Genomic DNA, 12,678 nt, shown 5'->3' with positions numbered 1-12,678 from the left:
ACAGTATATTGAAGGATTACTGGCATATGTATGGAGGGTGGCGAGCCCTCTGTAAAAGCTGCTATTTCCGAATGTCTGTTGTTATGACTATCATTCTTTATCCTACATGGTCACATGTAGGATGGTGGAATGATATTTTATCCCTAATGCCAAACCTTTTAGGATTTTCTCTAGGTGGGTTTGCAATGTGGATTGCAATAGGTGATGATAATTTTAGAGAATTAATTTCTGGCTCTGAAGAGAATAAAACATCACCTTTTATGGAAGTCAATGCCGCATTTGTACATTTCATTTTTCTTCAAATATTATCTATATTAATTGGTTTAATAGCTAAATCTTATTGTGTTGTTTTACTTGGCGAGTTTTTTTTGCTTAAACAGTATAGCTTAATCTATATCATCTGTCTTAAAGCAGTCAGTGGGCTTGGGTATTTTATCTTCGTATATGCTATTTTTTCTGCATTAGCTGCGGTATTTGCAATATTTAGAGTGTCAAAGTGGTATGATCAGTACTCTGGACATATAAGAAAAAGTAAAAAGAGAAACTAACTTCATTCCATAATACTTGACTAACTGACCAGCTTATTGATTGTTACTACTCTATAAAACTCGTAGTATTTGCAACGATATAGAACCGACTAAATATTTTATTACATCTAAAACAACATCTTAAAATATAACAGAAAGGACATTTCAAGATAACAATAATAACGAAGCCTTATTGAAGACTCCGTTTTAACCTTAGAAATAAAATTCATTTACATTCAATACAATAATTTCCCTATCCAGCCAACAACGCTGTTGTTCTGATTTATATTTATTCAGATGATAACAGCGTGACCAACGCGTAACGCTTTTCGACACGAATATCCACAGCATCCAGCCTTCTGATAACGCCTTTTACCCTGACCAACCGGTAATACACCATTATTGCTGCGGCCCTGCAGAAATCGCAGCAATGGGCGCGCCATCAGAACTGATAATTAAATTTCAACAACAATCCTTTGTCCTGCTGATTATCTTCCTGCCAGTGGTAGGCGTTCAGCCCCAGCGCGCTGTTATTATGTATCCAGTGCATCCCAACCTGGGCGCTGCTGGAAATTTTACTGCCCTGCTGGCTGGCGTTTTTAAAACGTACGCCAAGCTGACTGGACAGGCGGGCATAACCGTTCCGCTCCCGATAGTGCAGGACAGGACCGCCTTCCAGCGTCGCATTGACCATCAGGCCGTTGTCGTTAAACCAGGCAAGATGAACACCGGCTATCGCGTCGACGGCAGTTTTTTCACGGGCATCAAGACGTAAGTTCCACTCACCGGCCCGGCGCTCCCGCAAGGCGTCGGCATGGTGTAAACGCAGATTGAAACCGGCATACGGCTCAATGGTTAACCCCTCGCTCAGAGAGAGCGTTTTACCCAGCGTCGAGGCGAAACGCAGCTCCTGCTGTTCACTGGAGGCATCAGCCTGTCGGCTAACGCCGTCGTAGCGAATGTTGCGCGTGGTATCGAGCTGATGAATTGTTGCATCAAGCTGGTTTTTCCACTGCCAGTCGCCTACGGGCCGCTGGTGATGCAGGCCCAGGAACTGACTATAGCCACCGGTAATACCATCGGAACTGTTGCTGTCACTGCCGTCGATCCGCGCCAGTCCGTAACGCAGGGTAAACTGATGGCTGCCGTAAGTGAAATCCTGCGTCACGGCGACCATGTCATAACGGCCTTTTTCCCCCAGTTCCGCCTGAGGATTGCTGCGTTCTACCACGTTGAAACCCAGCCCGTCTGGTGATTTCAGCGTGTTGTCCGCCATGCGGTCAAAGCGACTGCTCAACATTCTGGCCTGCTTCAGGGCCATCCCGATGTCGCGACCGGAGATCTGTGAAATAGCATGATTCAGAGCGCTGACGGATGCCTGGTTAAGACTGCTGTAAAGCGCGCTGGCCTGATAACCTGACTCCAGCGCCCGGGCAGCCTGCTTCAGGGAGGCATCGCTCACCAGGGTGTCGTAACGTTTTTTGTTCATCACGACGTCAATATTGCCCTGCGCATTTTCAACGCCCTGTGCTGACCAGACGACGCTGGTGGACTGAATCTTCTCCGCCCCGTTCAGGTTGTCGCCAACAATAACATCATCAAAGCGCACCGTCGTGTCGCTGGTCTGCGTGGTGAAAGCGGTATCGACCTGCACCGTTTCCAGACTCAGATTCTGAGCGAACAGAGTCCCCGCCTGGCCGGCGCTTTGCGTACCGATGATGTAATTATTCAGCGCATACTGTTGAGTCGCGTCGCTGCCGTTAACGTAAATTTTTCCCCGGTTGACGATAGTGTCGCTGGAGTTTGCCGTGGTAAACGGTGCGGCTCCGCTGGCATTAACGTGAATGATGCCCTCGCTGTCGTTAATCAGGGTGCTGTTGCCCATACCCCGCATGGCGGTGAGCGTTCCGCTTGCAATACCGTTGTCAGCGCGCAGGGTAATGGTGCCTTTGTTAATGGCAGTGGCGCCGCGGGCGGCGCTGAGCGCGCTACCGCTGTTATTCACTACGATCTCCCCGGTATTCACCAGCGATGCGCCATAGCCGCTGGCGCTCATACCAGCGCCGCCGCCGGAAACGTTAAGCTTACCGCTGTTGGTGGCGGTCAGGCTGCCGCTGGCGCTTTCACTTTCAATGCGTATTCCGGTCGCGCCGCTACCGCTGATGGTCATGGTGCCGTTCTGCCTTACGCTGCCGCCCAGGCTGGCTTCGGCATCAATGCCGGTAGCGTTGGCGCCAACCACGAAGTTATTACTGTTCTGCGTGACCTGAAGGTAGTTGCCGTCAATATCAAAGGCGCTGGCGATAACGTCGTCGTCGCGCCAGGTACCGTTCAGAGAGGAGACATCCACCGTGGCGGTATTGCCGATGGTGAGCTGCGCCTTCTGACCGTCGATGGCGATGCCTGTGCTGTCCCAGCCGGACACGGTAAGTGCGCCAAGCACGGATACGCTGGCGTTAGCGCCTTCGATATCCATCGCATGCGCGCCATTAGTGGCGGTAGTTTTACTGGATGCTGCCAGCGTAACGCTGCTGTCAGCGCCATTAAGCTCCAGCACAGTTGCGTCATTGCCGTTGGCTACCAGATTTCCGGCGATATTCACGGTGGCCTGGCGACCGCTGACAAACAGGGCGGTTGCGTCATTTTGCGCGGTGGTGGTGGCGCCGGTCAGCTGCGAGATATGCAATCCCTGGCCGCTGGCCCTGGCAGTATATTGGTTATTGCCGCTAACCGAACTGCTGGTATCAATATTCAGGGTGCCGCCTGGCTGGTTAAAGGTAAAAGAAGAGACATTGGTTCCGCTGCTATTTAAATGGGCGCTGAAGCTATCGCTGGTTACGCCAGGATTATCACCGTTATTGCCCTGTCCGGAATTGCCGCCGTTATTATTGTTGCCGTTATTATGGCTATTCCAGCGGTCAATAACCGATTGCGGCGTACCCGCAGGCCAGGCGCCGTTGCGTACGTAATACTCTACGTAATCATCGTAGTCGTCGAAGTCATTATCATCGTTATCATTATCGCCTCCGCCACCGCCGCCTGCGGCAATGGCTATTCCGGTCGCCGCGAGCGCTGCGCCGCCGCCAACCCACCACCACAGCGAACTGCTCTCATGATTTTCAGCACAGTTTGCCGGAAGCTTTTCCCGTTCGGCGGCAGTGAGTTTTTGCAGATTATCCGGGCAACTTGCAGCCTGACTACTGACAGATGTCGCTCCCAGAGAAAGCGAAATAACGCAGGAAAGAATTTTTTTATTCATACCGTTCCTTAATGTGATTGTCCTTATACAAAGAGCCTGACAGCTAAAAGCTCCGGAATAGGTTGAATTACATTTCACCCGTCTTAAGAAATGCTTAACGTGTCGCGAATGAATGTCAGGAACGGCATAAATGAGATGTTGATCCGAAATGCTCTATCGGATAAGCAAGCGTATTGAGGCAATTTTCGGATTAAAGCGCTATTTATTCCCCCTTTATTAATATTGATTTCCATTATAATTTGTACCTTTGTGCGCTAAATTTATGGATGAATCATGCGACTTACCGTTAATACATTTCTTCTGATTTTCTCCCTGTCCCTCGCGGCGTGCTCCCTGTGGGTCGCCAGCCATGCAGAGTGGTATTGGGGGGTAATCGCTATCTGGTTTTACGCCCTGATCAACAATATGCCCTTTGCGATTATGCATGAAGCGGTACACGGGGTAGCGTCCCGCCATGACTGGGGGAATCGACTTATTGGCGTTGTGGCCGGCTGGGCGTTTCCGACGTCATTTTTATTACAGCGCCGCGCCCATCTTAATCATCACGACAATAACCGCACCGACGGCGAACTATACGATTACTACCTTACCCATCAGCCCAAATGGCTGCGTAACGTCTGGCTGTACGGGGGGAATTTACTCGGTCTGTATTATTTCTGCGTGGTGCTGGGCAATGCAATATGGCTGGTCGCGTGGTGGTTTTACCGCTCTGATGTATTTGTAAAAAAAATAGGTCCTGCTCTAGGCTTTGGCTCGCAAATCCCGGAACTGATCAAACTGCCGCCGCTGGCTGTATGGTGTGAACTGGCGCTGGCCTTTGGCTATCAGGCGCTTCTCTTCTGGCTGCTGGATTTACATATCCTGAGCTATATCGCCTGCCTGTGGGCCTTTGGTCTGCACTGGTCAGCGCTACAGTATGTCAATCATGCCTGGACGCGCCGGGATATCAAAAATGGCGCGTGGAATCTGAAGGTCCTGCCCATTTCACGCTGGCTGGCGCTCAACTATTACTGTCACCTGGCGCATCATCAGCACCCCGCCGCGCCCTGGTACAAACTCCCTTCGCTGATTGACGATCAGGCCAGACCCACGTTCTGGCGCATCTATTTTAGCCTCTGGCGTCATGGCGTACGCCCGGCGCCGCCTATGGGCGCGCCTGCTGACATGGCATTTGTGTTTCCGGCAGAAGCCGCCAGAAAATGATGAAATCGCCCTTTCGCTCCTGCTGGCGAAAGGGCATTTCCTGTCCGCTGACGTCATGACAGTGGACATGGTCGATGAGGGCTAGCTTTTACTTTTTCTTCTGAACAGCAAAAAGCCAATAAGCAAACCAACAACAACTCCGCCGCCGCCCGCGCCATACATGACCTTCGTGATTGCGTTTGTGGCCTCGTTGATCAGTGGATTGTCGACAAAATTGGTGCCGAAGTGAATGGTTCTGATTTTCCAGTGCCCCTCTTCCAGCACCACGGTTGCCGTCCAGCGAGTGGGAATATCATAGCTACGGCCATCGTTGAGGAGATATTTCTCCACTCCTTTTCCGTACACCACTCCCCAGTTTCTGTCGGCAGAGAGCTCAGTTTGCGTATCTGCCGTTATAGAAATATGCATGCTCTTAAGGAAATTATCTTTGCCAAACCATTTATGGAAATAAGGCACAATCCCCGCTTTTCCGTGTATAAATTCCTGAGTAATCGGGGTGGCGCGCAGCTCCTTGCTTAATACAGGCAGCATTTTGTCATACTCACCGGTATTGATGGCCGATTCCACCAGCCCAACGGCCTGACGAAGCTCACGATGAATAGCGTCATCAGAATTGCTGGCAAATACGTTAAAGCTGACCAGCGTTAAGAGAATAAGGACGATTTTTTTCATAAACTTTCCCTGTGAAATAAGAGACGAGTAGCGACAGCAGGAAGCCAGTCGCGATATCCAGCAAATGATGCTGATGAACAAACAGCGTGGATAAGGCAATGACAATAAACCAGAAACAGAGCGCGACCGGGATCCAGCCCCTGGTTGTACGTGAGACAGCGGCTACCGCACACCATGACCATGCGACATGTAGAGACGGCACCAGATTATGCGGCCTGTCCAGCGTAAACAAATGACTGAACAACGCCCGATATAAAGGCGCGTCAGGTAACTGGCGAACAAAGCCCAGACGGGCCGGAAACAGTAAGAAAACGATCGCGGCGGCAACGGTAACCACCATCAACTCAATCGCCAGCCGCTTTTGTTGCTGAAGGTTTAAAAAGAAAAGCGGCACGAGAACGATCAAGTACATCGACAAGTATCCCCAGATAAACTGAGGGATAAACGGAACAGACAGCTCAGCAGGCAGCCACAGCGCCAGCGTGTCGCTGCGGGTGGCGGTATAAGCATTAATGGTGGGATAAAGACCAAAAAACACCACCGAAACCGGCACCATCCACAGCAGATAATATTTTAAACGCGTGGCAAAAGGTTCTTTCATAATGTTTTACCTCAGCCCAAACCGCATCCGGTGTTTCTTATGCACCTCTTTACGAAACAACAGCGTATAGCGCCAGAAAGCGCTCATTCTGGCAAACGACTGAAAAGTCATACGTAAGTCAGAAAAACGCCGAACGATCGACGGAAGGGTATTGAAACGACTCCGCGCCTGGTGACACAAATCGGTTAATGTTTCAGGGGAGATGCCCTGCGGCTGAAACGCCGCCTGATTAAAGCGATATTCAGGATGCAGCCACCAGCGTCCGTCAAATAATAACCGACCCTGCTGCTGTAACTGGTGATATAACGGGGTATTCGGATAGGGCATCAAAATATTATATGCCGCAAAAGCGAAGCGATTTTGCAGCGCAAAATCGACGGTGCGCGCAATGCTTTCCGGCGTGTCATGATCATAACCGAGCGTAAACGCAGCCCAGGTTTGCAGACCAAAATCCCGCAACGCTGCGATCTCATCGCGATAATGATTGAAGCCCCGGACGTTAGGCGATTTTCTGGCATCGTGCAGGCTGGCCGGGGTGATTGACTCAAATCCCATTACGTTGCCCCAGCAGCCACTCCGCTCCATTAACGTCATTAACGGCCGGTTCTGCGTCACATCCAGGCTGGCCTGACTGATCCAGTTTATTTTGAGGGGAATAAGCGCATGGCAGAGTTCCGCCAGGGCGTGATGGTCTGAAGCGATATTGTCATCGACGAAGAAAATAAAATGGCTCTTCTGCGCTGTAATTTCCCGGACAACTTCGTCAACCTGTCGCAGATAGTGCCGACGGCCAAAATACTGGCTGACGGCGCAAAAGCGACAGGCAAAGCGACAGCCGCGGGAAAACTGCATCAGGTTAATCGGCAGATAACCTTTGCCGCTAAAGATCTCCCGCCGGGGCAATAAACAGCGCTGGCAACCATCGACCTGCCCGACGCCGACGGGGGCATCATAACGCGGTTTGAGACGGGCGGCGCGCGCATCTTCAATCATCTCCTGCCAGCGCGTCTCCGCATCGCCAGTGAAGACGCTGTCAGCATGCAGCGCAACCTCTTCCGGCAGGAGCGTGGCATGAATCCCCCCCATCACCACCTTTACGCCCCGCTGACGGTACTCATCGGCGATTTCGTAGGCCCGGCGGGCGGTAAAGGTTTCGACGGTGATCGCCACCAGATCGGTCTGTTCGTCATAAGGAATGCGCTCCATGCGATCGTCATACAGCACCACCTCGACATCCGGCGGCGTCAGCGCGGCAAGGATACCCAGCATTAAAGGTTCCATCCGTCCTTCGTCAACGTACAGGCTGTGCTCTTTGCGGCCAATATTGGGCTTTATTAACGTCAGCTTCATTCCATTTCTCCCAGACGTTTTCCTTGTTTGCGGGCAATCTCTTTGTGCGAGACCCAGTTCGCCAGTAACGCAATCAGCGTGTTTCTCCATTGACGCGCCCGGTTAACGCGCAATAGCCTGCGGGCAATAGAGGGATAGCTGTAAAACTGCGTTCTGGCCCAAAAGCACAGTTCGGTAAGCGTCCGGGCGGACATTCCTTTGGGGGTAAAAATCGGATCGCCATAGCGGTAGTCAGGATCGACCCACCAGCGCGGTGATATTAATCGCCCCTCCGCCTCCAGTCGCTGATACAGCGCACTGCCGGGCGTCGGGATCAGCAGATTGAAATTAGCGATCTCCAGCCGTGTCTCCTGGGCAAACGCCAGGCACTGGCGCACGGTATCGGGCGTATCGCCGTCATAGCCAAAAATAAAGGTGCCATAGACACAGATCCCGCGCGCGTGAAGCGCGCGGATAACCCGGCGATAGTCTCCCGCCGCGTGGTTCCACTGTTTGCCCATTTGCCGGAGGTTGGCAGGATTAAGGCTTTCAAATCCCATCAGGACAAACCCGCAGCCTGCCTGCGCAAGCCGATCCAGCAATGCCTCATCCCGCGCGACATCAATACTGATCTGGCATCCCCAGCGACGCTTTAAGGGGATCAGGGCTTCCAGCAGACTCTCCAGTTTTTTACGGCTGGCAAACAGATTATCATCCACAAAAGCGATAAAACGGTCGCCGGGCAGCGCGTCAATCTCCGCCATTATCTGTTCGACCGGACGCGTGCGAACGCCATCAGGATAAAAGGCGTGAATAGAGCAGAAATCGCAGGCAAAACGGCAGCCGCGCGAATACTGAACCAGGGCAAGCGGTGCGTAACGCTTGCCGGAAAAAATCGAGCGGTCCAGCCGATAATCCTCCAGCCCCCGCTGCCGCGAACCCTCATAGCGGGGTTGCAGCGTGCCGCGTTCAGCATCTGACAGCAGTTGCTCCCACGTGCCCTCGGCATCGCCCGTCACCACGCTGTCCGCATGCTGCGCCACTTCATCCGGCATAAACGTCGCATGAAATCCGCCCATCACAACCTTAATGCCCTGCTGACGGTAACGATCGGCAAGCTGATAACCGCGGCGGGCAGTAAACGTTTCTATTGAGATAGCAACGAGATCGGCGCCCGGCAGCCGCTCCGGAAGAGACTCAAGCCGCTCGTCGTAAAAGTCGATATCATGCCCCGGCGACCGCGCGGCAAGGATCGCCATCGACAGCGGCGTCATGGCATCTTTCGTCCGGTAGTCCCCCATATTGGGATAAATCAGCGCAATCCTCATAGCAGCGCAATTTCCGGCCAGACGATACGATTATCCCACTCCGGTCGGGCGATAAGATCCACGCCATAAAGCCGGGTGCGGTAAACCGTTGCTCGTGTATCCTTAATGAGCTTTCGCACTCCCGGCAGGGCAGCAGGCAACCCCAGCGTCACAATCGGCGTGCTGCTCAACACCAGCGCATCTTCAATAAGCGCCAGTAGCGGCGCGTCATCATCTGCGGCGAAAAAAGCCAGGAAGCTTTGATCCAGGGTCTGACCGGTTGCCGGCAGCGTTACCCGGCCAGTCACTCTGGCGTAGCCGTTATACAGCGGCCGCAGCAGACGCGTACGCGACGAATAACCGGCAACCAAAACCTGTTTAAACGCCTGCTGATTCCACAATACCGCACAGGCTTTCAGCGAATTGACGTCACCGTATCCCAGCACCGTTGCGCCGGAATTAAGCAGCCAGTCCGCATCCACCTCAGGCGCCAGCTGTCGCTGCACGGCGCGACGGCGGTAATATTCAGCAACCGCGTGATAACGCTCTGCGGGCATGATGCGCCACAGGTTATGCTGCCGCCCCCGCCTGTGGCTTATTGCCAGCGAACACATCTCCCCCAGATAGCGATATTCAGGCAGACCCGCAACGCCACGCTCCAGCAAACGTAATGCGCTGTGATTGTCCGCGGCGATACTGGTATAGCAGCGCGTCGGCGGCGGAAGCTGGCGCAGATACTGAAATCCCGCTTTCAGGACGCGAATACGATGACGATGGTCCGGGATAATGCGCAGACTGCCAAGATAACCAAGCTTCTGCGGCTCTCCATTCGCAAAACCCGCATGTTCGGTCAGTCGGCACATCCCGACGGCGCGCGCCTCCTCCAGCGCCAGCGCGGTATGCGCGACGCCGAATTCACTTTGCGGCGAGAAGTAGGTCGGGCGACGCGTCATCACCAGATCGATATCGCCCTGCATGGCGTTCTCTTCGAGCAGGCGTAACAGACAGGCGTCTCGTTCCGGCGTGGCGGTCACAACCTGCATTATCTGACCTCCAGCAGCGTGCCCTGCCACTCTTCATCGCCCAGCGGATAGCCGTTGCGGGCGCCAACCTCGTTATGATGCAACAGATTGATAGGGAAGTAATTTCGCCACATGAAAAAGTCGCTACGATTGCGCCAGCTTCGCTGAAATATCGATTGCCAGCTATAAAAGGCTTTTCTGGCCGCCAGACAGCCCTCTGTTACCTGCTGCGGCGTCAGCCCGTTCGGGAAGAAAGGCAATTCGTTGTAGCGATAGGCGTCGTCCAGCCACCATGATTCAAAACGCAGGCGTTTCTCCGCCGCCAGCCTTGCATAGAGCGGCGTGCCCGGAAATGGCGTCATATGGTTGAACGCGGCAATATACATGCTTTGCTCGCGCGCAAACTCAACCGCCTCGCCAAACGACTCCAGCGTATCGTGGTCGTAGCCAAAGACAAAGGTGCCATAAACCGCAATCCCATGGCGGCGTAAATTGGCCAACGCGCGGCTAAAACCGCCTTTCATCGTGTTAACCCGCTTGTTCATCAACAGCAGGTTTTCCTCATTCAGCGACTCAAAGCCAATCAGTACGCCACGACATCCGGCCCGCGCCAGCTCCTGTACAAAACCTTCATCATGGGCGGCATTAATACTCATCTGCGTTACCCAGCGCACGTTAGCCTGCGCCAGTGCGGGAAGCACCTCGCGGCTTTCGCGTAAGCTGCCGGCAAAATTATCATCCACAAAGAAAAAGAGCTTCTTATGCGCTTTGAGTGAATTCAGTTCGCCAAGAACGCTGTCGATATCGCGTCTACGGTAACGACGCTGGTAAAAAGTTTGTACTGCGCAAAACTCGCAGGGAAAACGGCAGCCGCGCCCCGTTTCGATCAGCCCGATCGGCAGATACCGCTTCCCCTGAAACAGGCTACGATCAACACTCACCTGCCGCAGATCGGTTTGTTGCCCCTCATAACGAGGTTTGAGCGTGTGGTGACGTAAGTCGTCAATCACCTCAGCCCAGACCGATTCCGCTTCGCCGGTCACGATGGTGTCAGCAAAGCGCGCCGCCTCGTCAGGAACCAACGTCACATGAAAACCGCCCATCACCACCGGCACGCCGCGGCGACGATACTCGCTGGCGATCTGATACGCGCGCCGGGCGGTATAGGTCTCAACGGGAATCGCCACGGCATCCGTGGGCTCATCATAAGGAATATGCTCCAGCCGATCGTCATAGAAACGGGTTTCGACGGAGGCGGGCGTTAATCCCAGCAGCGCCGCAACGGGTAGCGGCTCCATTTGCCAGGAGCGCAGGTAGGGCTCATTTTTACGGTGTCCAATCGCCGGATAGATAAACGTCAGCCGCATCAGTCACGCCCCCGCTCTGGTGAGTATTCAATGGGCCAGTCGCAGGTATAAAACTCATGCAAATGGTGCGCATAAAAGCGATATCCCAGATTCGCCGTCAGCGCCAGCGGCTGGAAATTCTTCGCATTCCATAATCGTCTGGCAATGCTGCGATAGCGATAGACCTTCTTCCATGCGCGTTCATGGCCCAGTTCCAGTTCGCGCACGCTCATCCTCTTCGGCTGAAAGACCACGTGCTGCGCATCGTACAGCGACCAGTCTCTGGTCAGGATACGTTTTTCCTCTTCGAGGCGACGGTAGAGCGGCGTACCGGGGAATGGCGTCAGCACCGAGAAACGCGGCAGATCGATCCCGGCATCAATAGCCAGCTCGACCGTGCGGTCAAACACATCCGTGGTATCGTGATCAAGGCCAAAGACAAAGCAGCCCTGTACAGAAATGCCGAGCCGGTGCAGATCGCCAATCAGCGTTTTGTAATCCACTGAACCGTTGAATTTCTTACCAGCATCTTTCAGACTGCCATCGCTGATCGTTTCCAGCCCCAGCAGCAGCCCTTTGCAGCCGCTTCTTGCCATCAGCTCCATCAGTTCGCGATTGTGGGCAATCAGCACGGTTGAAAGGCCGAACCACTTTACGTTCAGCGGGATCAGGGCGTTGAACAGCGCTTTCGCATAACCGATATCCGAGACAAGATTGAGGTCAATAAAGATAATCTTGCGCTTCCCGGTACGGGCGACAAACTGGCGAATGTCATTAATCACCCACTCGACAGGATGCTGAAACTGTTTTCTTCCCCATGCCGACGGCGCCACGCAGAATTCACAATTATGCGTGCAGGAGCGGGTGGCCTCAAAAACGGACTGGGTCAGGAAGTGTTTACTGTCAAAACGTTCGCGCTGCGGAAAAGGCAGTTGCGGATCGTCAAGGTGGAAATCATCGCCCTGCTGATAGAGCGGTTGCAGGTTGCCATGCAGAAAATCAGCGATAAGTTTCGGCCAGCTTTGCTCTGCATAGCCCACGCACAGACTGTCGGCGTGGCAGGCGGCTTCCTGCGGCAACAGGGTCACGTGCGGTCCCCCGAGGACAACGGTCATCCCCTTCTCGCGAAAACTGGCCGCCAGCGCATACGCGCGCGGCGCGGTGCCGGTAATCACCGTCATACCAATCAGATCGGCCTCAAGATCCGCGGGGATTTCGCTGATGCTTTCGTCAATCAGGGTAATGTCCACCGGCAACGTGTCCGGCACCAGCGCCGCCAGCGTCGTCAGGGTGAGCGGCTGATAGCGCAAAGATCGTTTGAAAATGCCGCCCCGGCTGCGATACAGCGGCCCTTTTGGCGAAATCAGCACCAGCTTCATTTTCCGCTGCGGGCCGTAGATGAGATTATCCAT

General features: G+C 53.6%; 10 protein-coding genes. 2 read left to right on the top strand and 8 right to left on the bottom strand.

All coding sequences use genetic code 11. The annotated features are described in order from the left end of the window. The first annotated feature begins 83 nt into the window (after nucleotides 1–83). Nucleotides 84–548 (top strand): hypothetical protein, encoded by a 465-nt coding sequence (locus K7R23_RS16050; protein WP_231851609.1) that lies wholly within the window; start codon nucleotides 84–86, stop codon nucleotides 546–548. 421 nt (nucleotides 549–969) lie between these two features. Here K7R23_RS16050 and K7R23_RS16045 read toward each other — a convergent pair whose 3' ends face one another. Continuing rightward, nucleotides 970–3,786 carry an autotransporter outer membrane beta-barrel domain-containing protein gene (locus tag K7R23_RS16045; RefSeq protein ID WP_012906289.1) on the bottom strand — a complete coding sequence of 939 codons (2,817 nt, stop codon included), beginning with the start codon at nucleotides 3,784–3,786 and terminating at the stop codon, nucleotides 970–972. 273 nt (nucleotides 3,787–4,059) lie between these two features. On the opposite strand from K7R23_RS16045, the gene K7R23_RS16040 reads away from it, so the two are divergent. Next, complete coding sequence (locus K7R23_RS16040; protein WP_012906290.1) at nucleotides 4,060–4,989, top strand: fatty acid desaturase; 930 nt, start codon at nucleotides 4,060–4,062, stop codon at nucleotides 4,987–4,989. 81 nt (nucleotides 4,990–5,070) lie between these two features. On the opposite strand, the gene K7R23_RS16035 is transcribed toward K7R23_RS16040, so the two are convergent. Genes K7R23_RS16035 through K7R23_RS16005 form a run of 7 tightly spaced genes read right to left on the bottom strand, consistent with a single transcriptional unit; the run spans nucleotide 5,071 to nucleotide 12,678 of the window. Next, entirely contained in the window at nucleotides 5,071–5,661 is a 591-nt protein-coding gene (locus tag K7R23_RS16035; RefSeq protein WP_012906291.1) for a YybH family protein, read from the bottom strand. After that, nucleotides 5,618–6,262 carry a phosphatase PAP2 family protein gene (locus tag K7R23_RS16030; RefSeq protein ID WP_012906292.1) on the bottom strand — a complete coding sequence of 215 codons (645 nt, stop codon included), beginning with the start codon at nucleotides 6,260–6,262 and terminating at the stop codon, nucleotides 5,618–5,620. Before K7R23_RS16030 ends, K7R23_RS16035 begins: the two co-directional genes overlap by 44 nt. Before the next feature lie 6 nt (nucleotides 6,263–6,268). Then, complete coding sequence (locus K7R23_RS16025) at nucleotides 6,269–7,612, bottom strand: B12-binding domain-containing radical SAM protein (RefSeq protein WP_012906293.1); 1,344 nt, start codon at nucleotides 7,610–7,612, stop codon at nucleotides 6,269–6,271. Continuing rightward, complete coding sequence (locus K7R23_RS16020) at nucleotides 7,609–8,919, bottom strand: B12-binding domain-containing radical SAM protein (RefSeq protein WP_012906294.1); 1,311 nt, start codon at nucleotides 8,917–8,919, stop codon at nucleotides 7,609–7,611. The genes K7R23_RS16025 and K7R23_RS16020 overlap by 4 nt, the downstream gene beginning before the upstream one ends. Beyond that, nucleotides 8,916–9,941 (bottom strand): N-acetyltransferase, encoded by a 1,026-nt coding sequence (locus K7R23_RS16015; RefSeq protein WP_012906295.1) that lies wholly within the window; start codon nucleotides 9,939–9,941, stop codon nucleotides 8,916–8,918. Before K7R23_RS16015 ends, K7R23_RS16020 begins: the two co-directional genes overlap by 4 nt. Further along, the gene (locus K7R23_RS16010) at nucleotides 9,941–11,287 is read right to left on the bottom strand and encodes a B12-binding domain-containing radical SAM protein (protein ID WP_012906296.1); all 1,347 of its coding nucleotides are present in this window, start codon (nucleotides 11,285–11,287) and stop codon (nucleotides 9,941–9,943) included. The genes K7R23_RS16015 and K7R23_RS16010 overlap by 1 nt, the downstream gene beginning before the upstream one ends. Next, nucleotides 11,287–12,678, bottom strand: coding sequence for a B12-binding domain-containing radical SAM protein (locus K7R23_RS16005; protein ID WP_042623207.1), 1,392 nt, complete (start codon nucleotides 12,676–12,678; stop codon nucleotides 11,287–11,289). Before K7R23_RS16005 ends, K7R23_RS16010 begins: the two co-directional genes overlap by 1 nt.

It is taken from the genome of Citrobacter rodentium NBRC 105723 = DSM 16636 (assembly GCF_021278985.1).
Classification (GTDB): domain Bacteria; phylum Pseudomonadota; class Gammaproteobacteria; order Enterobacterales; family Enterobacteriaceae; genus Citrobacter_A; species Citrobacter_A rodentium.
The sequence above is the reverse complement of the archived record's forward strand: the minus strand, read 5'-3'. Positions and strand labels throughout refer to the sequence as shown.

Excerpts from the sequence above, each read along its gene's own strand:
- K7R23_RS16050 (WP_231851609.1), top strand. The coding sequence starts at position 84 with ATGACTATCATTCTTTATCCTACATGGTCACATGTAGGATGGTGGAAT.
- K7R23_RS16045 (WP_012906289.1), bottom strand. The coding sequence starts at position 3,786 with ATGAATAAAAAAATTCTTTCCTGCGTTATTTCGCTTTCTCTGGGAGCG.
- K7R23_RS16040 (WP_012906290.1), top strand. The coding sequence starts at position 4,060 with ATGCGACTTACCGTTAATACATTTCTTCTGATTTTCTCCCTGTCCCTC.
- K7R23_RS16035 (WP_012906291.1), bottom strand. The coding sequence starts at position 5,661 with ATGAAAAAAATCGTCCTTATTCTCTTAACGCTGGTCAGCTTTAACGTA.
- K7R23_RS16030 (WP_012906292.1), bottom strand. The coding sequence starts at position 6,262 with ATGAAAGAACCTTTTGCCACGCGTTTAAAATATTATCTGCTGTGGATG.
- K7R23_RS16025 (WP_012906293.1), bottom strand. The coding sequence starts at position 7,612 with ATGAAGCTGACGTTAATAAAGCCCAATATTGGCCGCAAAGAGCACAGC.
- K7R23_RS16020 (WP_012906294.1), bottom strand. The coding sequence starts at position 8,919 with ATGAGGATTGCGCTGATTTATCCCAATATGGGGGACTACCGGACGAAA.
- K7R23_RS16015 (WP_012906295.1), bottom strand. The coding sequence starts at position 9,941 with ATGCAGGTTGTGACCGCCACGCCGGAACGAGACGCCTGTCTGTTACGC.
- K7R23_RS16010 (WP_012906296.1), bottom strand. The coding sequence starts at position 11,287 with ATGCGGCTGACGTTTATCTATCCGGCGATTGGACACCGTAAAAATGAG.
- K7R23_RS16005 (WP_042623207.1), bottom strand. The coding sequence starts at position 12,678 with ATGGATAATCTCATCTACGGCCCGCAGCGGAAAATGAAGCTGGTGCTG.